Genomic DNA, 23,264 nt, shown 5'->3' on the forward strand with positions numbered 1-23,264 from the left:
CGGGCCGGCCCATGTTCAAGTACGCACTTTCCGGTGAGTAGGGGGATCGCGTGCCCAGGCGCTACCACTGCGCGGTGGAGGTGGCCGTCGACGTGATCGGCGGCCGGTGGCGGCCGGTGATCCTCGCCCACCTCAAGGAGGGTGTGCACCGCTACGGTGAGCTGCGCCGCCGGATGCCGGACGTCAGCGAGAAGATGCTCGTCCAGCGGCTGCGGGAGCTGGAGGCGGAGGGGCTGGTCGCCCGGCACGACCTCGGCGCCCCGAAGGCCCCGCACGTCGAGTACCACCTCACCGAGGAGGGGCGCAGCCTCGTCCCGGTGCTGTCGGCGCTGCACGACTGGGGTCTTGCCCGGGCTGCCCGGACCGGCACCCCGATCGAGCCCTGACGCCCGGTCAGTCGGTGGCGGGGGGCTCGCCGGCGTCGAGGACGGCCTGCGTCCAGCCGCCCTCGATGACGCCGGTGGCGTCCAGCACGGCCCAGTCGACGACGTCGGCGGCCTCCACCACGACCGGGGCGCCGATCCGGACCGTGGGGTCGCCGGCGGCGTCGCTGGCGCTCGCGCCGACGATCCGCTCCGGCGTGTCCCACGAGGTCACCCCGGCCCAGACGTACTCGGGGCCGTCGTCGCCGGGCAGCCCGTACTTGACCACGAGCTGGCTCTCGGTGGGGAGCAGGCCGGCCAGGAAGCGGGACCGGATGTCGTCGAGCGCGGCCCGGGCGGTGTCGACCGCCCGGCTCATCGCGTCGCCGGAGCGGGCGTACCGGACGTCGGGCTGGATGCCGTTGAACAGGGTCGCGCAGGCGGCGGCGAAGTAGCGGCCGGGCGGGCCCGGGTGCCCGGGCGGCGGGTTGAGGGTGAGGAACGAGTCGGCGTCCGGGTCGGTCGCCGGGTCCAGCTCCAGCCGCAGCAGCACGGGCGCGGTCGCGCCGTGCTGCTCCGGATTGCCGTACGCCACCGCGATGTCGTGCCCGGTCACCGTGGCCAGCACCGGAAGCTGCACGAACGCCGGCACCTCCTCGCCGGACAGCCCGTCGGTCCAGTCCCGCAGCAGGCGCCGCGCGGCCCCGGTCATCACCGCGCCCCAGGCCCGGGTGAGGTGGTCCGGCACGCCCTGCGCCTGGAGCTCCAGCAGCCCGAAGCGGCGCAACCCCTTCGTGGTGAACCAGAGCCCGTCGGCGTCCGACGAGTAGGGCACCAGCACCCAGTCGACCAGCCGGATCCGGCCCTGCTCGTCGGGGAGGGACCGCAGCGCCGCGGCCGGGTCGAGGAACTGGAGCCCGAAGACGTCCACCACGTCCCCGTCGACCGTTTCGGCGACCGCCGCGGCCACCGCGCGGGCCGCCCACTCGTGCGCCGGCGGCCAGCCCGGCCGGTATTCGGCCTGCACCACCACGAGGTGCGTGGCGGCGGCCAGCCGGGCCAGCTGCGGCTCGGTCGCACCGAACGCGGTGAGCAGGTCCGGCGGCAGCTCCGGGAACTCGCTGACCGGGCGGGTGTCCACGGTCATGAGCGGGCTGTCCAGCATCTGCCGGGCCAGCCCGTGCACCGGCTCGGCGAGCCGGCCGGCCAGCCGCTCCACGGCGGTCTTCGGGCTCACCTTCGGCAGGCCGACGAGCGGCACCAGATAGGTCGCGTCCAGCGACTCCGGCACCGGTACGGGCAGGAAGTCGTCCGTGATGAGCATGCCGTCCCCCTCGACCGTGCCGGTGCACCTCGCCTGAGAACGCTACCCGCCCGGACGGGTGAGGCTCAGCCGGACAGCACCAGTCCCAGGTAGGACAGCGTGGTGACGAGCTCCACGAGGGCGCCGAGCACGTCGCCGGTGATCCCGCCGAGCCGACGTACCAGGTGCCGCAGCAGCCCGGCTGCGACGGCGAGCGCGGCCAGCACGGCGAGCGGCCCCTGCCACGGGCGGCCGGGCACCGCCGGCACGGCCAGCAGCGCCACGGCGGCCGTGCCGGCCGCCAGCGCGACCGGCCCCACCGTGCCGGCCACCAGCGCGCCCAGCCCCTCCGGCCGGGCGGCGGGCACCCCGCGCCGGCAGGCCAGCGCGACAGCCAGCCGGCCGGCCGCCGTCGCCGCGACCACCGCCGCGAGCGCCGCCGGCCGCGACCGCCCGGCCAGCTCCGCGAGCACGGCCGCCTGGAGCAGGAGTACGACCACCAACGCGACCACGCCGAACGGCCCGACGTCCGGCTTCTTCATGATCTCCAGTGCCGCCGGCCCGCGCCGGTAGGAGCCGAGCGCGTCGACCGTGTCGGCCAGCCCGTCCAGGTGCAGGCCCCGGGTGAGCAGCGCGCCCAGCGCGACGGTCACCCCGGCGGCGACCAGCGGGGGCGCGACCGCCGCGGCGAGCAGCAGCACCGCCCCGAGGAGCGCGCCGAGCAGCACACCGACCGCCGGGGCCAGCGCCATGGCGGCCCCGGCCGCGGCCCGGTCCACCCGGCCGGCGCGCACCGGCGCCGTGGTGAAGGTGGTGAGCGCCAGCCGGATCCCGTCGCCGAGCCGGAACTCAGTCGGCACGTCGGCCGGGGGCGACCGGCTCGTCCGGCCCGACCGTGGTGGGCCCCGGGCCGGCCGGTTCGGGCTCGGTGAAGTCCGGCTCGGGCCCGGTGGTGGCGGGTCCGGGGCCGGCGGGCTCGGGCTCGGTGAAGTCCGGCTCGGGTCCGGTGCTGGCGGGTCCGGGTCCGGCCGGTTCGGGCTCGGTGAAGTCCTCGTCGTCCCCGCCGCCGAGCGCCGGGTGCACGGGCAGGCCGGCGGCGAGGGACAGGGCCGAGCGCAGCAGCGGCAGGGCGGCCAGCGCGGTCGCACCCTCGCCCAGGTCGAGCCGGAGGTCCAGCAGCGGGGTCAGGCCCAGCACGTCGGCGGCGAGCCGCACCCCGGGCCGGCCGCCGTGGTCGGGCAGCAGGCACCAGTGCCGGGCCTGCCCGGCCAGGTCGCGGCTGACCATGCCGGCGGCCACCCCGACCGGCCCGTCGAGCAGCACCGGGACGCGCCGGGCGGTCGCGCCGAGCAGCACGCCGGTGGCCACCGCCACGTCGCCGCCGCCCAGCTCGGCGAGCACGTCCTTGGCCTCGCGGGCGGAGCGCCGGGTGCGGTGCAGCGCGTCGCGGACGGCGGCGCAGCGGACCATCCAGGCGGCGTCGTCGAACTCGCCGTGCTCGGTCACCACCCGGCCGAGCACCGCCGGGGGTTCCGCGCCGGCCGTGGCCGCCAGCACCGCCGCGGCGGCCGTCTCGGTGCCGGCCCCGCACGCCGCGAGCACCAGCAGCTGTACGCCCGCGTCGGCGGCCTGCTCGGCGAGCCGCCAGCCGTAGCGCAGGGCCGCCTCGACCTCCTCGCCGCCGAGCGCCGGCCCCTCCTCGATGGGGGCGGAGGTGGGCGTCTCCACCACCTGGAGGCTCGCGCCGTTCTCGGCGGCCAGCCGGGCGAGGGGCCCCTTGCCGGCGCGCGCCTGCCGGGCGCGGCGGGCCGACTCGCCGGGCACCGCGCCGGCCGACGCGCCGCCCTCGTGGTCGCCGTGCAGCAGCAGCACGCGGACCGAACCCCACGGCGTCGGGGTCGCGGTGCCCTGGGTGGCGGCGGCGAAGCCGACCACCCGCTCCAGCACGCCCAGGCCGGCGCCGGGGATATCCAGGGTGGCGAGCCGGTCGACCGCCTGCGGCCCGGTGTAGTCGTCGGGCATCGGCAGTTCCATGCCGGGCTGGATGACCAGGCCGGTGGCGACCATCGGCAGCGCCATGGTCGGCGCGGCCCAGTCGGCCGGGCCGACGGCGGCCGGGGCCGGGGCGGGGACGGGCGGCGCGGTCGGGGTGAGCACCTCGGGCAGCGCCTCGTCAGGGACGCCGGCCTGTGCGGGGGCGGCCTGGGGTGCGTTTGCCTGTGCGGGACCGGCCTGGCCGGCGCCCGCCTGAGCAGGGGCCGCCTGTGCAGGGACGGCCTGTGCGGGCGCGGCGGCCGGCTTCAGCCAGGCGGTCTGCCCGGCCACCACCAGGGCGACGGCGTCGCAGGCCTCGGCCACCGCCCGGTTGGTCGCGCCCAGCGCGTCGGTGAACGCCCGGCCCAGCGGCGTGGTCGGCACCAGCGACAGGCCCACCTCGGGGCTGACCAGCACCAGCCGGGCGGCGCTGGCCCGGACGGCCGCGGCCAGCTCCGCGATGGTGGCCGTGTCGTCGGCCGGCTGGTGCGCCGGATCGAGCAGCACGGTCACCCAGCCGCCCAGGTCGTCGACGAGCAGCGTCTCGTTCGGCCCGGCCGTCGCGATCACCTCGGCCAGGCGGCCGGGGTCGGCGGCGGTCTCCTCGGTGGTCCAGCTGCCAGGCCGGCGGGCGCGGTGCGCCGCGAGGCGGGTCGCCCACTCGGTGTCCTCCGGATCCCCCTCGGGGGCGGTGGCCACGTACCGGACCGTGGGCGCGTCGGCGACCACCGACTCGGCGAACTCCGACTTGCCCGAGCGGATACCGCCGAGCACCAGGAGGGTGTTCCACCCGTCTACCGACATGCCCGTACCTTAAGGCCGCCCGGCGGGTCGCCGCCCGCCGGCCCGGGGGCTCAGTCGCAGTGCTCGAACGCGCTGCCGTAGCTGGCCCCGCCCGCCGACCCGCCCCACTTCACGCAGGCCCCGGCGGCGCTCGCCCGCACCGGCCCGGCGTAGTAGCGGTAGGCGCCGCTCTCGGTCTGCCGCGCCTTGCCCTGCACCTCCAGGTACGCGGTCACCGTGGTGGCCTGCCCGACGTCGGTGTCCTTGAGGGTGACCACGCAGTTGGTGCCGCCCGCGGTGCTGTAGAGCAGGTAGACGCGCCCCTTGCGGACCCCGCCGGCGGTCAGGGTCGCCGAGTCGATCACCTGGTAGCCGCTGCCGCACGCCTGCGCCGCCGTGTACGGCTGCTTCGTGCTGGCCTTGCTCCCGGTCGGGGCGGGCGCGCCGGTGGTCGGCGCGGGGTCCCCGGCCGACGGGGTGCCGGCGTCCGCGGCGGGACGGCTCGGCGTGGCCGACGGTGACCGGCCCGGCCGCCCGCTGCGGCTCGGCGTCGGCGACGCGCCGGAACCGGCGCCCACACTGGCGCCGGCCGACGCCTCCGGCTGCGCGGGGTCGGCGACCGGGGACTCCCCGGCCAGCGCGGCCGGGCCGCGGCCGGAATCCGGGTCGTCGGGGGAGTTCAGCACCGCCACGACCACCGCGGTCAGCACGGCGACCAGCACCACGCCGGCCGCACCGGCCAGCGCCAGTGCCCGCCCGCGGCCCCGGCGCTCCGCCGGCTCCTCCAGCGTCGGCGGTACGCCGGAACCGGCGTGCCGGTCCCGCAGCGACCCGTGGCCGGGCTCCCCGCCCGCCTGCGCGACGCCGGCCGCCCAGACCGGCGCCGGCGCGGAACCCGGCCCGGGAGCCCCGGGGACGGGCCCGGGAACGGCGGAGGCCTGCCCGGGAGCGAAAACGGGACCGGGCGGCGTGGTGGGGACGGCCGGGGCGGGGCCGGCGGCCGACCGCGGCCCGGGCGGGAACGCCGCGGGCGGCGGACCTGCGGGTGGCTGGCCGGCAGGGGACTGGCCGGCGGGCGTGTGACCGGTCGACGGCTGGCCGGCCGGTGGCGTCGCCGCGGGCGGGTCCGGGGTCGGCGCCGGGAGGACGGCCGGGCCGGGCACGGCGGGACCCGCGACCGCCCACGGCGGGCGGGGCGGTGCGGGGAGCCGGGCCAGGGTGGCGTCCCGGGCGTCCTGGGCGGCCTCGGCCAGGGCGAGCGCGCTCGGGAACCGGTCGGCCGGACGCTTCGCCAGCGCGCGGCCGACCACCTCGACCACCGCGGGCGGCGTGCCCACCAGCGGCGGCGGCTCGTCCTGGACGTGCCGCATGGCCACCTGGAGGGGGTTGTCGCCCTCGAAGGGCGGCCGCCCGGCCAGGCAGTAGTAGGCGACGGCGCCGAGCGCGTAGACGTCGGTGACCGGTGACACCGGCTGTCCGGCCGCCTGCTCCGGCGACATGTACGAGGCGGTGCCGAGCACCATGTGCGCGGCCGTGATGCCCGCCATGGTGCTGGCCCGGGCGATGCCGAAGTCGACCAGCACGACCGTGCCGTCCCGCTTGACCAGCAGGTTCCCCGGCTTCACGTCGCGGTGGACGATCCCGGCGAGGTGGGCGGCGTGCAGGGCGTGCGCGGCCTGCCCCACCACCGACATGGTGGACGCCGGGTCGAGCCGGCCGGCGCGCCGGATCCAGGTGACCAGCGGCTCGCCGTCGACGTACTCCATCACGAGGTAGCTGACCTGGCTGCCGTCGGCGAGGGTCGCGGAGCCGAAGTCGTGGACCTGCACGATGCCGGGGTGCCGCAGCGCCGCCAGCATCCGGGCCTCGGCGTGGAAGCGGGTGGTGAACTCGGGATCGGCGACCAGCGACGGCAGCAGGACCTTCACGGCGACCTCGCGGCCCAGCAGGGTGTCGGTGCACTTCCAGACCGCACCCATGCCGCCCGTCGCGATGCGTTCGCCCAGCCGGTAGCGATCGCTGAGCACCACTCCTTGAGTCAGCACCGAGCCACCGTACCGGTGGGCCGTGGGCATGATCCACGTGGCGGCCGGGCCGTCCCGCGGCCGGCCGACTAGGCTTGCGGGGGTTTCCGTCCCAGGGCGACGGCGGCGAGGGGAGACGCGGCATGGCGTGGAGCTGGCGGTACGAGGGCACGAACGGCGCATCGGTCGACGGGCCGGGTGAGTCGTTCCCCAGCCAGGCGGACGCCGAGTCGTGGATCGGCCAGGCCTGGCGGGAGCTCGCGGCGTCCGGCGTCACCTCCGTCGCGCTCCTGGAGGACGACCGGGTGGAATACCGCATGAGCCTGCTGCCCCCGGCCGAATGACGGGCTACGACCGCCCGCGCGACCCGCTGGTGCTCGGGGTGCCCCGGGCGGCGTTCCGGCCCAGCCCGATCTTCCTCGCCCTGGTCGCGATCTTCGTGGCCAGCGGCGTGATGGCCTGGAACGGGTTCGGCAGCGTCCGGTTCGACGTCTTCCTCTTCGTGGTCTCCGGCTGGCTGGTCTCGCTCTGCCTGCACGAGTACGCGCACGCCGTGGTCGCGTACCGGGCCGGGGACCGGGACATCGCGCACCGGGGCTACCTGACGTTGAACCCGCTGAAGTACACCCACCCGCTGCTGTCCATCGTGCTGCCGGTGGTCGTGGTGCTGCTCGGCGGCATCGGCCTGCCCGGCGGCGCGGTCTGGGTCGACCGGCACGCCATCCCGGGCCGGCTGCGGCACACCCTGGTCAGCCTGGCCGGGCCGGCCACCAACGTGCTGTTCACCCTGCTGCTCGTGCTGGCCGTGCGGGTCGGCCGGGAGGTCGGCGGCGGCCCGCTGGAGTTCTGGGCCGGGGTGGGACTGCTGGCGTTCCTCCAGCTCACCGCGAGCGTGCTCAACCTGCTGCCGGTGCCCGGCCTGGACGGCGGCAACATGATCGAGCCGTGGCTGTCCCCGCCGTACCGGCGGATGTACGACCTGTTCGCCCCGTACGGCTTCATCCTGCTGTTCGCCCTGCTGTGGAGCCCGCGGATCAACGGCTGGTTCTTCAGCGCGGTCTTCTCGGTCGGCGACCTGCTCGGCCTGCCGCCCCAGCTCTACGCGCTCGGCTGGCACCTGATCCGGTTCTGGGAGGGCTGACCCTCCGGAATCGGGAGCCGTCGCGCAGCGGCGGGGCCCTTGCCGCCGCGCGTACCCCCGAGGGTCCCGGGCCGGCGCGGAGGCCGCGCCGGCCCGGGAAGAGCGTCACGGACGCTGCGCCGGGCTCTCGGTCTTCGCCGCGTCCCGCTCGGTGACCGGCTCGACGATCTCGTCGATGGCCTTGAGCAGGTCGGCGTCGAGCTTCACGCCCGCCGCCTTCACGTTGTCGTGCACCTGCTCCGGCCGGGACGCCCCGACGATCGCCGAGGAGACGTTCGGGTTCTGGAGCACCCACGCGACGGCGAGCTGCGGCATGGTCAGCCCGGCCTGCTCGGCCAGGGGCTTGAGCCGCTGCACCCGGGTGAGCACCTCGTCGGTCATGAACCGGGCGATGAAGCCCGCGCCGGACTTCTCGTCGGTGGCGCGGGAACCGGCCGGCGGCGGCTGGCCCGGCAGGTACTTGCCGGAGAGCACGCCCTGGGCCATCGGCGACCAGACGATCTGGCCGACGCCCAGCTCCTCGCTCGTGGGGATGACCTCGGCCTCGATGACCCGCCATAGCATCGAGTACTGCGGCTGGTTGGAGACCAGGGGGATGCGCAGCTCGCGGGCGAGCCCGTGCGCCTCCCGGATCTGCGACGCCTTCCACTCGGAGACGCCGATGTAGTGCGCCTTGCCGGAGTGCACGATGTCGGCGAACGCCTCCATCGTCTCCTCCAGCGGGGTGCTGTAGTCGTAGCGGTGGGCCTGGTAGAGGTCGACGTAGTCGGTCTGCAGGCGGCGCAGCGAGCCGTTGATCGACTCCATGATGTGCTTGCGGGACAGGCCCCGGTCGTTGCGGCCCGGCCCGGTCGGCCAGAACACCTTGGTGAAGATCTCCAGCCCCTCGCGCCGCTCGCCCTTGAGCGCGCGGCCGAGCACCTCCTCGGCCTTCGTGCCGGCGTAGACGTCGGCGGTGTCGAAGGTGGTGATGCCGGTGTCCAGGGCGGCCCGCACACAGGCGGTGGCGGCCTCCTCCTCGACCTGCGACCCGTGGGTGATCCAGTTGCCGTACGAGATCTCACTGACCAGCAGGCCCGAGCGGCCTAGGTGTCGGAATTCCATGCCCCGACCCTAGCCCTGCCCGATCATGGTCGCCGCGCGGCGCGGCGGTGTGTGACGCTGCACCGGCGTCTCCTGCCCGGTGCTGACGCCGCAGCGTCAGAGCACCGGGGTCGTGTCGGCGAGCAGCCGGTCGATCTCCGCGACCACCGCGGCCCGCCCCGGGTGCTCCAGGTCGATCAGCAGCTCACCCCGCCGGTCCAGGGCGCCCCACCGGCCGGACTCGTCGGCCACCAGGAACGCCACCGGATGCACCACGAGCGACGGGTACGCCGGCGGGACCAGCACCCGCCCGGTCCGGTCCACCACACCCCGGCGACCGGCCAGCTCCACCCCGGCCAGGCCGTCCTCGGTGAAGCCGTCCACCTGCCGGCCGTCGGCCAGCGCCGTGGTGAGACCGTGGTACCGGGTCGGCACCACCACCTGGCCGGTCCGGTCCACGGCACCCCAACCGCCGTTCTGCCGCACCGCCGCCAGGCCGCCCCGGAACGGCCGGACGTCCTCGTAGCCCGGCGGGATCTTCACGATGTTGGTCCGGTCGACCGCCATCCACCGGCCCTTGCCGTCCATCGACACCCAGGACAGCCCCTCCGAGAACGAGCCCACCGCCCGGTAGCCGTTGTTCGCCTCGATCAGCGCCGCGCCGGCCGTGTCGATCAGCGCCCAGCGGGACGCCTCCGGGCGGCGTACCCACGCCAGGCCCTCGCGGAACGGCTGCACCTCGGCGTACCGGTGGGCGATCACCAGTTCGCCCTCGGCGTCCGCGTACCCCCAGAGCTCCTGCTCCTCGTCGAACGTCGGCACCGGGTGCCGCTCGCCGCCCAGGAGCGTCTCCCGGCTGCGCGGCTTCGGCCCGAACCCGCCCGTCGCGGCCCGCTCGGTGACCGCGTCCAGCGCCAGCGTGGTCCGCGCGTTCAGCTCCCCGTCCTCACCCTGGCGCAGGTCCAGTGCCCGCTCGAAGTGCAGGCACGCCTCGGTCAGGCGGCCCTGGTCGTAGCAGGAACGGCCCGCGTGCTCGTGCAGCACGGCACGCAGCCGGTCCGGCAGCTCCGGCGAGTTGGCCTCCGCGAAGAGCCGGTCCGCCTCCGCGTACTCGCCCCGCCAGCGCAGCACCTCGGCCAGCCGGGCGCGGGCCAGCGCGGTCCGCCGCAACTCACCGGTGGCCTCCGCGTACGTGAGGGCGAGCCGCCCGTCGGCCACGGCGTCGTCAAGTTCGCCGAGGATCCGCGACGCCACCGAGCGCAGGCTGAGCAGCCGGGCACGGCTGCGGTTGTCCAGCGCGCTGCCCAGCTTGGTGGTGAGGCCGTCCCGGATCTCCCGCAGCGCCGCCGGGTCGGGCGCCTCCTCGCGGAGGGTCTCCGGGTCCAGCCGCCAGCGGACGGCGGCCAGCGCCTGCTCCGGGTCGGCCGGGCGGGCCTCCCGCCGCTCGATGTCGGCTTCCTGGTCGGCAGGCTCGCTCTCGGCCGCTTCCTGGTCAGCGGCTACCCCGTCAGCCGGTCCGGCGGTGTCGGCGGATGGAGCAGCCCCGGCCGGGGTGGATTCGGCGGAGACGTCGGCCGGGGTGGCCGGTGCTGGTGCCGGCGCGTCCGGCACGGCCGGCGGACCCGGGACGGGATCCGGTTGGTCGGTGGCGGCGGCCGGCTCGTGCGGTGTCGCGGCGGTCTCCTGCCACGCGGCTGCCGGTGCGGCATCGTCCTGTGCCGGTTCCGCCGGTGCCGGCACGTCGGAGGGTTCCGGCGCGCGCGGCGCGGGTGCCACCTGTGCCGGCACCCCGCTCTGTGCCGACACCCCGGTCTGATCCGGCACGCCGGCCTGACCTGGCACGCCGGCCTGACCTGGCACGCCGGCCTGGGTCGGCACCTTGGTCCGCGGCGGCGCGGGCCGCGCGGGCGCCGTCTCTGCCGGCACCCCGGCCTGGTCCGGTGTGCGCGGCGCGGGAGCCGGGGCGGCGCTGGCGGGCGTGGCGTCCTGACTGGTCTCCGCTGGCACGGCGGCCTCGGTCGGCGGGTGCGGGTTCCGGTCCGCCGGCATGCCTTCGGCGGTCCCTGTGGCGTCGGCGGCGTCGGTGGCCTGTCCGGCCGGAACCGCCGGGGCGGTGGCGGCCGGCTCCCGCGTGGCCGGCTCCCGCGTGGCCGGCGCAGATGCGGAGTGCGGCGGGACGTCGGGGCCGGGCGGCCCGGAGATCGGCGCCACGGCACCGGCGGCGAGGGATCCGGCGAGGCTCGGCGAGGGCGCTCCGGACACCGGGGCGGCCGGGTCCGGGGCGGGTCGTTCGGAGGCGGCGGCGCCTGGCGTGGGCGTTGCCGGCGCGGGCGCGTCGGGGTTCGCCGCGGGCGGTGCGGAGACCGGCGTGGCGGGGCTCGGCGCAGGCGCTGCCGGAACGGGCCCGGCCGGTGCCGGGGCGGGTCCGGCCGGTGCCGGGGCGGGTCCGGCGGCGGGCGGTGCGGCGCCGCCGGACGGGCCGGCGACCGGTGGCGTCCACGGCGCCGGAGCGGGTCGGTCCGTTGCGGTGGCCGTGGACGGTGCCGCGGCCGGGGTGGTGGGTCCGGGCACGTCGGACCGGGGCCTGGCGGGGGCTGGTTCCGGCTGCGCCGGGACGTTGGTCGGCGGCTGGGGCGGGCCGGAGACGGGCCGGGCATCGGCTGCGGGGCTGGGGGTACCCGGGCCGACCGGGGCGGGCGCGGGTTCCGCCGAGCGCGCGGATGTCGGATCCGACCCGGGCCGGACGTCGAGGGTGGAGGTCGGCCGCTCCCGGTCCGGTGCGGCTGCCTCCGGACGGAGCGCCACGCGAGCCTCGGGCGCCGGGTCGGACCGCTCCGCCATGGGCCGTAGGGCCGGCGAGTCGGCGGGTCCGGACGAAGGGGACACCGGCGCATTCGCGTGCGCGGGAGCGGAGGTCTCCGGCGCAGCTGCCGGCGACACCGGCTCGCTCGCCCGGAACCAGGCCTCCGCGCCACCGTCCGCCGGTTCGGCCGGGCGCGTCGCCGCCGCGTCGTGCGGCCGGCCGGCGACCTCGCCGAACGGAGCGTTCCCGTCCTCGCCGACCGGAGTGGACGCCGGGCCGCCCGCGCGCGGCGAGCCCGGGCCGGCCGGCGTGGTCGCCGGGCCGTCCGTCGGCCTGGCGGCCTCGGCGCGCGTGCGCGGACCGGCGGCGCCGCCCGTCCGGGTGTCCTCGGCGGACACGGTCCGGCTGACGGTGTGCTCCGGTCGGGCGACCCCGGGCCCGGGGTAGGTCGGTGGTGCGGGTCGGGCCGCTTCGGCCGCTGCCGGCCCCTCGACGGGTCGGGTCTGCGGTGGTGGTCCTGTCCTGCCGCCGTCCACCGCCGGCTGGACGGTGGGGTAGGCGGGCGGGGCCGCGGCCGGTCCCGCCGGCCGGTCGAACCGATCGCCCGGCACCGGTCGCTCGCCCGGACCGGCGGGCCGGCCGGAAGCGGGCGCGCCGGAGGTGGGCGCAACTGAGGTCGGTGCTCCGGAGGTCGGTGCTTCCGAGGTCGGCGCCTGGGCGGTGGAGGCCCCGGATGCGAGCGCACCGGAGATCGGTGGGCCGGACACGGGTGGGCCGGACACCGGCCGCCCGGACACGGGCGCCTCGAAGACCGGCGGTGCGGAGACGGGTGCCCCCGACACGGGCACGCCGGAGACGGGGGCGTTCGCGATCGGTGCGCTCGATACGGGCCTGGCCGGCAGCGGTGCGTCCGACACGGGCGTGGCCGGTAGCGGCGCGCCCGACACGGGCGTGGCTGGCAGCGGTGGGCTCGATACCGGCGTGACCGGCAGCGGCGCGTCCGACACCGGCGTGACCGGCAGCGGTGCGTTCGACACCGGCGTGGCTGGCAGCGGTGCGTTCGACACCGGCGTGGCTGGCAGCGGTGCGTTCGACACGGGCGTTGCCGGCAGCGGCGCGTCCGACACCGGCATGGCCGGCAGCGGTGCGCCCGGGATGGGCTCCACCCGGCGCGGGTCCGGTCGACCCGCCGGCTCCACCGGTGGCCGCCGGCCGTCGTCGGGGCGGGTCGGCACGGCGGGCTGACGCCACTCGTCCGGCCGCGTCGGCGGCACCGGCCGCTGGCGCGCGTCGTCGGGGCGTGGCGGAGGCGGCGCCATCGGCCGGTCCGGGCGCTCCCCGGGTCGGGCCGGGGCGGCCGGCATGGCCGCCTCGCGTCGCGGGTCGGGGCGCGCGCCGGGCTGCGGCTGCTGCCTGACCTCGTCGGGGCGCAGCGGCCGCTCCCGCAGGTCGTCCGGACGGGCTCGCGCGGCCGGCTCGACCGGAGGTCGCCAGCCGTCGCCCGGGCGGGCCGGTCCGGGCTCGCCCGGCCGCCCCTGCCACCCGTCCGGCTGCGGGCGGAACTCCGGTCGGGGCCCGACCGAGTCCGGCCGGGGCCCGACCGAGCCAGGACGCGGACCGGTGGACTCCACGCGGGGACCGACCGGGTCAGGGCGCGGACCGGTGGAATCCGCACGGGGCCCGACCGACTCCGGCCGGGGTCCGACCGACTCGGGGCGCGGGCCGGAGAACTCGGGCCGGGGACGGACCGGCTCCGCCCGGCCGTTCACCGGTTCTGGGCGACGACGGGTCGACTCCGGTGGCGGGCCGACCACGTCCGGCCGCGGGCCGCCCGACTCGGGGCGGCGGCCGTCGTAGCGGGCCGCCTCGTCCACCGGGCGGCCGGGGCGGGCGTCCGGGCCCGGCCGGTCGACCGTCGGGCGGTGCCGCTCGTCGGGCCGGTACGCGGCCGGCTCGATGTGCGGTCGCCGCTCGACGACCGGCCACTCCCCGTGGTGGGGGCGCGCGCGGTCGCCCGGAGGGCGCTGACCCTCCCGGCGCTCCTCGGGCCGGAACGCGGCGGGACGCGACTCGCCGTACCGGCCCGGCTCGGCGCGGTACGGGTCCACCGGCCGGCGCCCGGCCTCGGGTGCCTCCCGGTACGTCTCGGCCCGCGCGGCCGCCTCCCGGCGCGGCGGCCCGTCGTGACCCCGGTCCGGTTCCCGGCGCGATCCGTCGAGACCGCGGCCCGGCTCGCCACGCGGCGGTCCGTCGTGACCCCGGACCGGCTCGCCACGCGGCGGTCCGTCGTGACCCCAGTCCGGTTCCCGGCGCGGTCCGGCGAGACCGCGGCCCGGCTCGCCAGGCGGCGGCCCGTCGTAGCCCCGACCCGGCTCGCCGCGCGGCCCGTCGAAACGTGGCTCGCCCGGCTGGCGGAAGTCCGGGTTCCACCCGTTCGGGCGGGCCGCTCCGGCGTCGCGGCGGCCGGGGAAGTCCTGGTCGCCCCGACCGGGCATGTCCTGGTCGCGCCGCCCGGGGTCCGCCTCCCGCCGACCCGCTCGCCCGTCGAAGGCCGGATCCCGGCGATCGTCGAGTCCCGGCTCGCGCCGGCCGTCGAACGTCCGGCGGCCGTCGAACGCCGGCTCCCGCCGGTCCACCGCGCCGTCCGGCGGCAGGCTGGTCCGGCCTGCCGCCGGCGCCCGGCGCTGCTCCGGTCGACCGGATCGCGGCGCGTGGTGCGGGTACTCCTCCGGCTCCGGCACCCAGCCGGGCTCCGCGGCGGGGGAGACCGGCCGGTGCGGCGCCGCCCCGCGCGCCGACTCCGGGCGCACCCACCGCTGGTCGAACCGGTCACCCGGCGCCCCGCGCCGCGGACCGTCCTCGAGCTGCCGCCCGTTCGCGCCCGGCCGCCCACCGCGTCGACCGTCGAGGTCATCCGGACCCGCAGGACTGACGGGGTACGCCGCGCCGCGCCGACCGTCGGGTCCGGCCGGGCTGACCGGGTACGTGCCGCGGCGCCGGTCGAGGTCGTCGGGTCCGGCCGGGCTGACCGGGTACATGCCGCGGCGCCGGTCGAGGTCGTCGGGTCCGGCGGGGCTGACGGGGTACGCGCGCCGCCGGTCGAGGTCGTCGGGGCCGGCCGGGCTGACCGGGTACGTGCCACGCCGCCGGTCGAGGTCGTCGGGCCCCGCCGGGCTGACCGGGTACGCGTCCTCGCCACCCGGCGCGGGGCTGACCGGGTGCACCTCGGCCCGGCCGACCGCCGAGGCCCGGCCACGCGGGGCGGGCGAGGCCAGGTACTCGAGTCCGATGTCGCCGGGATAGCGCTGACCGGGGAACTGCGGGCGCCACTCGTGGGTGGGTTCGGCCGCCCAGGAGGGCTCGGCCAGCTCGCGCCAGCGGTCCCAGCCGCTCATCGGGGGACCCTGTCGCCGCCCGCGCGGCGCGGCCCCGGGGCCGGCTCGCGTCGCTCGCTCACGGCGATGTCACCTCGTTGGAAATTGTCGCGCTGGGCGCCCTCCGTGCCGGTAGAGTCGCCCGGTCCAGCACGTCGTGGCTGCGGAAGGAGGGTAGCGGCGTGGGCTCTGTCACCGCCACTGTGGCACCGCCCACGGATCCAAACGTTACCCGATGGTTTCGGACATTCGGCGCGATAGCCGCCTCCGGTTTCCGGCGTCATGCCACCTACCGGCAGGCCGCCGTGGCGGGGGTCGTGACCAACACCGTCTTCGGCTTTCTGCGCTGCTACATCTTTCTCGCGGTGGCCGGCGCGGCCGGCACGGTGGCCGGCTACGACCGCGCCCAGCTCGGCACCTTCGTCTGGGCGGGGCAGGGGCTGCTCGCGGTGATCGCGATCTGGGGCTGGACCGACCTGGCCGACCGGATCCGGACCGGGGAGATCGCCGCCGACCTGCTCCGCCCGGTGCACCCGGTGACCAGCTACCTCGCCACCGACCTGGGCCGGGCCGGGTTCGCCTCGCTGGCCCGGCTGCTACCGCCGGTGGTGATCGGCCCGTTCTTCTTCGCGGTCTACCTGCCCCGGCACTGGGCCACCCTGCCGCTGTTCGGGCTCTCCGTGCTGCTCTCCGTCGTGGTGTGCTTCGCCTGCCGCTACCTGGTCAACGCCACCGCGTACTGGTTGGAGGACGTCCGCGGGCCGATGATCCTCTGGACGCTGGGCTCCGGCGTGCTCGCCGGCCTCTACTTCCCGCTCGGCTTCCTCCCGAGCTGGGTGGAGGCGACGCTGCGGTACGCCACCCCGTTCCCCAGCCTGTTGCAGGTCCCGCTGGACGTGCTGGTCGAGCGGGAGCCGATGCCGACCGAGCTGCGCCTGGTCGGGCTCCAGGTCGGCTGGGCGGTGCTGCTGCTGGCGCTCTGCCGGCTCGTGCAGCGGCGGGCCGAGCACCGGCTGGTGGTGCAGGGTGGCTGAGCCGGGCGCGCTGCGGGCGTACCGGGCGTTGCTCGGTGCGCAGGCCCGGTCGCAGGCGTCGTACCGGACCTCGTTCGCCGTCGACCTCGTCGGCAACATGGGCGCCACCGTGTTCGACGTGATGACCGTGCTGGTGCTCTTCGGGGTCACCCGGGAGCTGGGCGGGTTCACGCTCCGCGAGACCCTGGTGATCGTCGGCCTGTCGTCGTTCGCGTTCGCCACCGCCGACCTGCTGGTCGGCAACATCGAGCGACTGCCCCGGTACGTGCGTACCGGCCTCTTCGACGCGGTGCTGGTCCGGCCGCTGGCCGCGCTGCCCCAGCTGCTCCTGATGGACCTGCCGCTGCGCAAGGTCTCCCGGGCGGTCTTCGGGCTGGCCGTGCTGGTGTTCGCGCTCGCCTCGGCCGGCATCGGGTGGACGCCGGGCCGGGTGGCGCTCGCGCTGGTCGCCCCGCCGGCCGCGGTGGTCTTCTTCGCCGCGGTCTTCGTCACCACGGCCACGGTGTCGTTCTACTGGATCGACTCAGGGGAGCTGGCCAACTCCGTCACCTACGGCGGGCGCGACTTCACCTCGTACCCGGTCACCGTCTACGGCGGCTGGTTCCGCGCGCTCTTCGCGTACGGGATGGGTTTCGCCTTTGTCAGCTACCACCCGGCGCTGGCGCTGCTGGGCCGGCCCGACCCGCTGGGCCTGCCGGCCTGGGTCGGCTGGGCCTCGCCCGGCGTCGCGCTGGTCGCCGCGGCGGTCGCCGCCCTGGCCTGGCGCGTCGGGATCCGCCACTACCGGAGTACGGGGTCATGAACGTCATCGAGATGGACGGGCTGCGCAAGGAGTTCACCGTCCGGGTGAGGACCGGGCGGCTGCGCCGGGAGAAGCGGACGGTCACCGCGGTCGACGGGGTGGACCTGCGGGTGGAGCGGGGCGAGATGCTCGGCTACATCGGTCCGAACGGGGCCGGCAAGTCCACGACGCTGAAGATGCTCACCGGGGTGCTGATGCCCTCGGCGGGACGGGCCCGGGTCTGCGGGCTGCGGCCGGTGCCCGACCGGACCCGGCTGGCGCTGCGCATCGGCGTGGTCTTCGGGCAGCGCTCGCAGCTCTGGTGGGACCTGCCGCTGCGGGACTCGTTCGCGCTGCTGCGGCACGTCTACCGGGTGCCGTCCGGCGAGCACGCGGCCCGGCTGACCCGCTGCCGGAGCCTGCTCGACCTCGACGAGTTCCTGGACACCCCGGTCCGGCAGCTCTCCCTGGGCCAGCGGATGCGCGGTGAGTTGACCGCCGCCCTGCTGCACGGCCCCGAGGTGCTCTTCCTGGACGAGCCGACCATCGGGCTGGACGTGGTCAGCAAGCAGGCGGTCCGCGGCTTCCTGGCGGAGCTGGGCCGGGCCGGCGACACCACCCTGGTGCTCACCACCCATGACCTGGCCGACATCGAGCGGCTCTGCCGGCGTCTCGTGGTGATCGACCACGGGCGGGTGGTGCACGACGGCTCGATCGCCGCACTGCACAGCCGGTACGGCTCCCGCCGGATGGTGGTCGCCGAGCTGGACGCCGCGCTGCCCGAGCCGCCGGTGCTGCCCGGCGCGCCGGTGCAGCGGGTGGAGGCGGACGGGCGCCGGCTGGTCTTCGCGCTGGAGTCGGCGAGCGTCGCCGAGGTGGTGGCCGGGCTGGCCGGCCTGGCCACGCTGCGGGACATCTCGATCGTGGAGCCGGACATCGAGGAGGTCGTGGCCCGGCTCTACCGCGCCCCGGCCGAGGTGGGCTGAGCGGGCCCGGTCAGATCTTGTCGCCGATGTTCACCTGGGGCGCCGGGGCGCGCATCTTGCGGAACGTGATCGACCGCATGATCGCGTAGAAGTAGAGCGAGCCGAGCCGCTCGGTGCTCTTGGGGAAGCGCTCGCGGACCAGCTTCTTGATCTTCCGGGTGATCAGCACCGAGTCGATCACCACGCCGAGCGCCAGCGCGCCCCACAGCACGTTCGACAGCAGCCGGACGATCGGCGGCATGGCCTGGTTGGAGCCGAGCAGCACGATCAGCGCGCCGCCGAAGAACCAGGTGCCCACCGTGCGCCGGGAGTCGACCACGTTGCGGGCCAGCAGCCGCTCCGGGCCCCGGTCGCGCGGGCCGCCCTCACGCCGGAACTCGGCCGCGGACTCGGCGCGCGCCGCGCGGCGCTGCTCCCGGGCCTCCTCCTTGGTCAGCGGACGGGCCGGGGCGGCCGGGCGGCGACCCGCGGCCGGCCGCTTCGGGGTGGTCAGCCCCAGCTCCTTCTTGCTCGGGGTGTAACCCCGGGGCTGGGCGGCGGCGGACGCCTCGTCGGTCGTCACCGGGGTGACGGACTCCTCGACGAGGTCGGTGGGCTTGCGGCGAAACAGCGACGGCACGCGGCAAGGGTAGCCAAACAGCCGCGCCCGGTGCACATCGCGGGTGCACCGGGCGCGACTGCCGCCAGCCGAGCTGGAGTTGTCGTAGCGGATGTGACGTCAGGGACGCTCGACGTGCGCGCCCAGGTCCGCCAGCTTGGCCTCGAAGTCCTCGTAGCCCCGGTTGATCAGGTCGACGCCGTAGACCCGGGAGGTGCCCTCGGCCGCCAGGGCCGCGATCAGGTGGCTGAAACCGGCCCGCAGGTCGGGGATCACCAGGTCGGCCGCGTGCAGCTTGCTCGGCCCGGCGATCACCGCGGAGTGCTTGAAGTTGCGGCGGCCGAAGCGGCACGGGGTGCCGCCCAGGCAGTCCCGGTAGACCTGGATGTTGGCGCCCATCGTGTTCAGCGCCTCGGTGTAGCCGAGCCGCTGCTCGTAGACCGTCTCGTGGACGATCGACAGGCCACGGGCCTGCGTGAGCGCCACGACGAGGGGCTGCTGCCAGTCGGTCATGAACCCGGGGTGGACGTCGGTCTCCAGCGCCACGGCGTTCAACTCGCCGCCCGGGTGCCAGAACCGGATGCCGCCCTCCTGGCCCGGCCCGCCGCCGCGCGGCGGGCGGAGGTCGGTGACCTCGTACTCGCCGCCGACCGAGCGGAAGATGTTCAGGAAGGTCATCATGTCGGCCTGCTGAGCGCCGAGCACCTCGACGTGCCCCCGGGTGGCCAGCGCGGCCGCCGCCCAGCTCGCGGCCTCGATCCGGTCCGGGATCGGCCGGTGGGTGTAGCCGCTGAGCCGCTTCACACCCTGGATCTCGATCACCCGGTCGGTGTGCACCTTGATGATCGCGCCCATCTTCTGCAGCACGCAGATCAGGTCGATGATCTCGGGCTCCACGGCCGCGTTGCGCAGCTCGGTGACGCCCTCGGCCATCACCGCGGTGAGCAGCACCTGCTCGGTGGCGCCCACGCTCGGGTAGGGCAGGGCGAACTTGGTGCCGTGCAGCCCGTTGGGCGCCGACAGGTGCAGCCCCTCCGGGGTCTTGTCCACGGTCGCGCCGAACTCGCGCAGCGCCTGGAGGTGGAAGTCGATCGGGCGCGGGCCGATGTGGCAGCCGCCCAGGTCGGGGATGAAGGCGTGACCGAGCCGGTGCAGCAGCGGGCCGCAGAACAGGATCGGGATCCGGCTGGAGCCGGCGTGCACGTTGATCTGGTCGGTGCTGGCGCTCTCGACGTTGGACGGGTCGAAGACCAGCTCACCGTCCTCCTCGCCGTCGCTGACCTTGACGCCATGCAGGCCGAGCAGCCCGCGGACGACCTCCACGTCCCGGATCCGGGGCACGTCGAACAGTCGGCTGGGGGTGTCGCCCAGCAGGGCGGCCACCATCGCCTTGGACACGAGGTTCTTCGCGCCGCGCACGCGGATCCGCCCTTCGAGCGGAGTGCCTCCGTGTACGACCAGGACGTCGTCGGTCAACGCAACCTCCAGCGCGTTGGTGCTGCCGTGTAGATGAGTCAGGTGCACGATCTGCATCGCTACCCGGATGGCGGCCCCGTCAAAACGGACCGCGTGAGTCGTCGCCCCGGCAGCATAGCCCTCCGTGACGAGAATGGAATCGGTCACATCACCAGTCAGGGCACGAACCGGGGATTCCGGCGCGTTTCCGTACCAGTGATGTGACCGAGGGTGATCAGGCGCCGGGAAGGGCGAGCATCTGGTCCAGCGCGGCCCGGGCGTGTGCGGCGGTGTCCGGGTCGACGGTGATCTGGTTGACCACCCGGCCGGCGACCAGCTCCTCCAGGGCCCAGACCAGGTGCGGCAGGTCGATCCGGTTCATCGTCGAGCAGTAGCAGACTGCCCGGTCGAGGAACATGATCTGCTTGTCCGGGTGGGCCAGCGCCAGCCGGCGGACCAGGTTCAGCTCGGTGCCGACCGCCCACGCCGAGCCGGCCGGGGCCGCCTCGATGGTCTTGATGATGTATTCGGTCGAGCCCACCTGGTCGGCGGCGTTGACGACCTCGTGCCGGCACTCCGGGTGGACCAGCACGTTGACGCCCGGCACCCGTTCGCGCACGTCGTTGACGCTGTCGAGGGTGAAGCGGCCGTGCACCGAGCAGTGCCCGCGCCAGAGGATCATCTTCGCGTCGCGCAGCTGCTCCGGGGTCAGCCCGCCGTTCGCCTTGTGCGGGTCGTAGAGCACGCAGTCGTCCAGCGAGAAGCCCATCTCCAGGACGGCGGTGTTGCGGCCCAGGTGCTGGTCGGGGAGGAAGAGCACCTTCTGCCCCTGCTCGAACGCCCAGTCCAGCGCCCGCTTCGCGTTGGACGAGGTGCAGACCACGCCGCCGTTCCGGCCGACGAAGCCCTTGATGTCCGCCGAGGAGTTCATGTAGGTCACCGGGACGGTGTCCGCGGCGATGCCCAGCTCGGTCAGCACGTCCCAGGCGGTCTCGACCTGCGACAGCACCGCCATGTCGGCCATCGAGCAGCCGGCGGCGAGGTCGGGCAGGATCACCTTCTGGCGGTCCGAGGTGAGGATGTCGGCGCTCTCGGCCATGAAGTGCACGCCGCAGAAGACGATGTACTCCGCGTCGGGGCGGGCCGCCGCCTCCCGGGCCAGCTTGAACGAGTCGCCGGTCACGTCGGCGAACTGGATCACCTCGTCGCGCTGGTAGTGGTGGCCCAGCACGAAGACCTTCGTGCCGAGCGCGGCCTTCGCCGCGGCCGCCCGGGCCACCAGGTCCGGGTCGCTCGGCGCGGGGAGGTCACCTGGACACTCCACGCCACGCTCGGTGGCGGGGTCGCTGCCGCGGCCGAGGAGCAGCAGCGCAGTGGCGGTGTTGGAGGGCTCAACCCAGGTCGAAGTCACGCCCCCCATGGTCCCACAGCGGGACGGCCGCGCGGCCGCCACGGATGTGGCCTGCCACACTGCTCGGCATGCGCGTGCTGCTCTGCCCGGACAAGTTCGCCGGCACGCTGCCGGCCCAGGAGGTGGCCGTCGCGGTGGCCGAGGGCTGGCGCGAGGTCGCCCCCGCCGACGAGCTGCTGGTCCGGCCGCTGGCCGACGGCGGCCCCGGGTTCGTCGCCGTGCTCGCCGAGGCACTCGGCGGCCGGCTGCTGCCGGTGCCCACGGTCGACCCGCTCGGCCGGCCCGCCGCCGGTGAGATCCTGCTCACCGACGACGGCATGGCGTACCTGGAGAGCGCCCAGGCGTGCGGGCTGCACCTGCTCTCCGCCGCCGAGCGGGACCCGAAGGCGACCACCTCCTACGGGCTGGGCCTGCTGGTCGCCGCGGCGGTCGAGGCGGGAGCGCGGACCGTGGTGGTCGGGCTGGGCGGCTCGGCCACCAACGACGGCGGCGCCGGCATGCTCACCCCGCTCGGGGTCACCCCGCTGGACGGGGCCGGCCGGGCCCTGCCGTACGGCGGGGCGGCCCTCGCCGCGGTGACCGGGCTGGACGGGGCGCCGCGGCTGCGCGGCGCGGCGCTGGTCGCCGCCACCGACGTCGACAACCCGCTGCTCGGGCTGCACGGCGCCAGCAACGTGTACGGCCCGCAGAAGGGCGCCACCCGCGCGGACGTGCTGCTGCTCGACGCCGCCCTGGAGCGCTGGGCGGCGGTGCTGGAGAGGGACCTGCCGGGCTGCCCGACGGGGCTCGGCGCGCTGCCCGGCGGCGGCGCGGCCGGCGGCCTCGGCGCGGCGGTCCTCGCGCTCGGCGGCCGGTGCGAGTCCGGCATCGGCCTGGTCACCCGGGCCATCGGCCTGGACTCCGCGCTGGACACCGCCGACCTGGTGATCACCGGCGAGGGCTCCTTCGACCACCAGTCGCTGCGCGGCAAGGTGGTCGCCGGGGTGGCCGGGGCCGCCCGGGACCGGGGGGTGCCCTGCGTGGTGCTGGCCGGCCGGGTGAGCACCGGGCGGCGGGAGGCCGCCGCGGCCGGCGTGACCGAGGCGCACAGCCTGGTCGAGCACTTCGGCGGCGAGGAGCGCGGGGGAGTGGAGGCGGCGATGAGCCGCCCGGCCGAGGGGCTGCGGGCGCTCGGCGCCCGGCTCGCCGGCCAGTGGAGCCGCTGAGCCGATCCGCACGCCCTCCGCGCGCCGTGACCGGTGTCGCGCACCCGACGGTCCCTGGCCGCAACGCGGCCCGGACCCGGCGCGTGTGCGTCAGGACACCGGACGAGGAGGTCGACATGACCACGACCACGGCTCACCTGACCAGGAATCCCGCGGCACGGCGGCGGACCGGCGGCCGGCTGGCCGCGCTGGCGGCGGGCGCGACCGCCCTCGCGCTCACGGCCTGCGCTCCGGCACGGGAGGCCCCCTCCGCCACCGCACCGACGGCCCCGACCGCATCGACCACCTCGCCGGCCCCGCACACCCCGCCGGCCACAGCGCGACCGACAACCAGCCCGACGCCACCGGCCTCCGGGACCCCGGACTGCCGTACCGCCGACCTCGCGCTGGCGTCCGCCGGCTCGTCCGGCCACGCCGGCAGCGGGACCGCCTACCTCGCGCTGGCGAACCGGTCCGGCCGGCCCTGCGCGCTGGCCGGATTCCCCACGGTCCGGCTGGTCGACGCCACGGGCCGGGCCCTCCCGGTGCGGGTGCGGCAGCACCTCGCCGCGCACCGGGTGGTGCTGGCACCCGGTGGCACGGCCTGGACCGCGGTCACCCTGAGCCACGTGCCCCGCGCGGACGACGAGGGAGCGCCGTGCGAGCCGCCGGCCGCCGCGCTCCGGCTCACCCCGCCGGGCGGCACCGGCTACCTGGCCGTCGAGGGCGCCTGGCGGGCCTGCGGCGGTACGGTCGAGGTGGATTCGTTCACGGCCGGACGCCCGCCGGCCGCCTGACGGTCCGCCCCCGATCGGGGCGAGTCCGTCATCACGCCGCCGGGTGACCTCGGTGGGAGCGGCGTAGGATCGGATCTGGACCACACCGGGAATCATTGGCGGACGTGCGGC

General features: G+C 76.4%; 18 protein-coding genes. 9 read left to right on the forward strand and 9 right to left on the reverse strand.

The features are described from left to right. The first annotated feature begins 50 nt into the window (after nt 1-50). Nucleotides 51-386, forward strand: a complete 336-nt coding sequence (locus tag RMN56_RS20145; RefSeq protein ID WP_313719050.1) for a winged helix-turn-helix transcriptional regulator — start codon at nt 51-53, stop codon at nt 384-386. Between the two features lie 7 nt (nt 387-393). Here RMN56_RS20145 and RMN56_RS20150 read toward each other — a convergent pair whose 3' ends face one another. The 4 genes from RMN56_RS20150 to RMN56_RS32710 form a co-directional block, all read right to left on the reverse strand. Beyond that, complete coding sequence (locus RMN56_RS20150) at nt 394-1,686, reverse strand: DUF2314 domain-containing protein (protein ID WP_313719052.1); 1,293 nt, start codon at nt 1,684-1,686, stop codon at nt 394-396. Nucleotides 1,687-1,751: 65 nt separating this feature from the next. Next, nucleotides 1,752-2,525 carry an adenosylcobinamide-GDP ribazoletransferase gene (locus RMN56_RS20155; protein ID WP_313719054.1) on the reverse strand — a complete coding sequence of 258 codons (774 nt, stop codon included), beginning with the start codon at nt 2,523-2,525 and terminating at the stop codon, nt 1,752-1,754. Then, nucleotides 2,515-4,503 (reverse strand): bifunctional adenosylcobinamide kinase/adenosylcobinamide-phosphate guanylyltransferase, encoded by a 1,989-nt coding sequence (locus tag RMN56_RS20160; protein ID WP_313719056.1) that lies wholly within the window; start codon nt 4,501-4,503, stop codon nt 2,515-2,517. Before RMN56_RS20160 ends, RMN56_RS20155 begins: the two co-directional genes overlap by 11 nt. 50 nt (nt 4,504-4,553) lie before the next feature. Next, nucleotides 4,554-6,527 carry a serine/threonine protein kinase gene (locus RMN56_RS32710; RefSeq protein WP_376787209.1) on the reverse strand — a complete coding sequence of 658 codons (1,974 nt, stop codon included), beginning with the start codon at nt 6,525-6,527 and terminating at the stop codon, nt 4,554-4,556. A 122-nt stretch (nt 6,528-6,649) separates the two neighbouring features. On the opposite strand from RMN56_RS32710, the gene RMN56_RS20170 reads away from it, so the two are divergent. Next, a complete protein-coding gene (locus tag RMN56_RS20170) occupies nt 6,650-6,850 on the forward strand; it encodes a hypothetical protein (protein WP_091268332.1) in 201 nt (66 codons plus the stop codon). Continuing rightward, nucleotides 6,847-7,647 carry a site-2 protease family protein gene (locus RMN56_RS20175; protein ID WP_313719059.1) on the forward strand — a complete coding sequence of 267 codons (801 nt, stop codon included), beginning with the start codon at nt 6,847-6,849 and terminating at the stop codon, nt 7,645-7,647. The genes RMN56_RS20170 and RMN56_RS20175 overlap by 4 nt, the downstream gene beginning before the upstream one ends. A gap of 105 nt (nt 7,648-7,752) precedes the next feature. Here the strand turns inward: RMN56_RS20175 and RMN56_RS20180 are convergent, their stop codons facing one another. Together RMN56_RS20180 and RMN56_RS20185 are read right to left on the reverse strand one after the other, a co-directional pair. Then, on the reverse strand, nt 7,753-8,751 hold the full coding sequence (locus tag RMN56_RS20180; RefSeq protein WP_313719060.1) for an aldo/keto reductase family protein: 999 nt from the start codon (nt 8,749-8,751) through the stop codon (nt 7,753-7,755). Nucleotides 8,752-8,847: 96 nt separating this feature from the next. Then, nucleotides 8,848-10,779, reverse strand: coding sequence for a WG repeat-containing protein (locus RMN56_RS20185; protein WP_313719061.1), 1,932 nt, complete (start codon nt 10,777-10,779; stop codon nt 8,848-8,850). A 1,414-nt stretch (nt 10,780-12,193) separates the two neighbouring features. Here RMN56_RS20185 and RMN56_RS20190 point away from each other — a divergent pair. The 4 genes from RMN56_RS20190 (at nt 12,194) to RMN56_RS20205 (ending at nt 17,708) form a co-directional block, all read left to right on the forward strand. Then, entirely contained in the window at nt 12,194-12,778 is a 585-nt protein-coding gene (locus RMN56_RS20190) for a hypothetical protein (protein ID WP_313719063.1), read from the forward strand. Between the two features lie 2,311 nt (nt 12,779-15,089). Then, a complete protein-coding gene (locus RMN56_RS20195) occupies nt 15,090-15,941 on the forward strand; it encodes an ABC transporter permease (RefSeq protein WP_313719065.1) in 852 nt (283 codons plus the stop codon). After that, nucleotides 15,934-16,743 (forward strand): ABC transporter permease, encoded by an 810-nt coding sequence (locus tag RMN56_RS20200; RefSeq protein WP_313719067.1) that lies wholly within the window; start codon nt 15,934-15,936, stop codon nt 16,741-16,743. Before RMN56_RS20195 ends, RMN56_RS20200 begins: the two co-directional genes overlap by 8 nt. Next, the gene (locus tag RMN56_RS20205) at nt 16,740-17,708 is read left to right on the forward strand and encodes an ABC transporter ATP-binding protein (RefSeq protein WP_313719068.1); all 969 of its coding nucleotides are present in this window, start codon (nt 16,740-16,742) and stop codon (nt 17,706-17,708) included. The genes RMN56_RS20200 and RMN56_RS20205 overlap by 4 nt, the downstream gene beginning before the upstream one ends. A gap of 10 nt (nt 17,709-17,718) precedes the next feature. Here RMN56_RS20205 and RMN56_RS20210 read toward each other — a convergent pair whose 3' ends face one another. The 3 genes from RMN56_RS20210 to nadA all read right to left on the reverse strand — a co-directional run bounded on the left by RMN56_RS20210 (nt 17,719) and on the right by nadA (nt 21,172). After that, the gene (locus RMN56_RS20210; RefSeq protein ID WP_262282352.1) at nt 17,719-18,327 is read right to left on the reverse strand and encodes a DUF3043 domain-containing protein; all 609 of its coding nucleotides are present in this window, start codon (nt 18,325-18,327) and stop codon (nt 17,719-17,721) included. Nucleotides 18,328-18,426: 99 nt separating this feature from the next. After that, on the reverse strand, nt 18,427-19,839 hold the full coding sequence (gene murA, locus RMN56_RS20215) for a UDP-N-acetylglucosamine 1-carboxyvinyltransferase (RefSeq protein ID WP_262282353.1): 1,413 nt from the start codon (nt 19,837-19,839) through the stop codon (nt 18,427-18,429). A 157-nt stretch (nt 19,840-19,996) separates the two neighbouring features. Beyond that, the gene (gene nadA / locus RMN56_RS20220) at nt 19,997-21,172 is read right to left on the reverse strand and encodes a quinolinate synthase NadA (protein ID WP_313719069.1); all 1,176 of its coding nucleotides are present in this window, start codon (nt 21,170-21,172) and stop codon (nt 19,997-19,999) included. A gap of 44 nt (nt 21,173-21,216) precedes the next feature. On the opposite strand from nadA, the gene RMN56_RS20225 reads away from it, so the two are divergent. Continuing rightward, the gene (locus tag RMN56_RS20225; RefSeq protein ID WP_313719071.1) at nt 21,217-22,377 is read left to right on the forward strand and encodes a glycerate kinase family protein; all 1,161 of its coding nucleotides are present in this window, start codon (nt 21,217-21,219) and stop codon (nt 22,375-22,377) included. A gap of 116 nt (nt 22,378-22,493) precedes the next feature. Then, complete coding sequence (locus RMN56_RS20230) at nt 22,494-23,153, forward strand: DUF4232 domain-containing protein (protein ID WP_313719072.1); 660 nt, start codon at nt 22,494-22,496, stop codon at nt 23,151-23,153. Nucleotides 23,154-23,264 lie beyond the last annotated feature (111 nt).

Source organism: Micromonospora halotolerans (genome assembly GCF_032108445.1).
Taxonomy (GTDB): Bacteria; Actinomycetota; Actinomycetes; order Mycobacteriales; family Micromonosporaceae; genus Micromonospora; species Micromonospora halotolerans.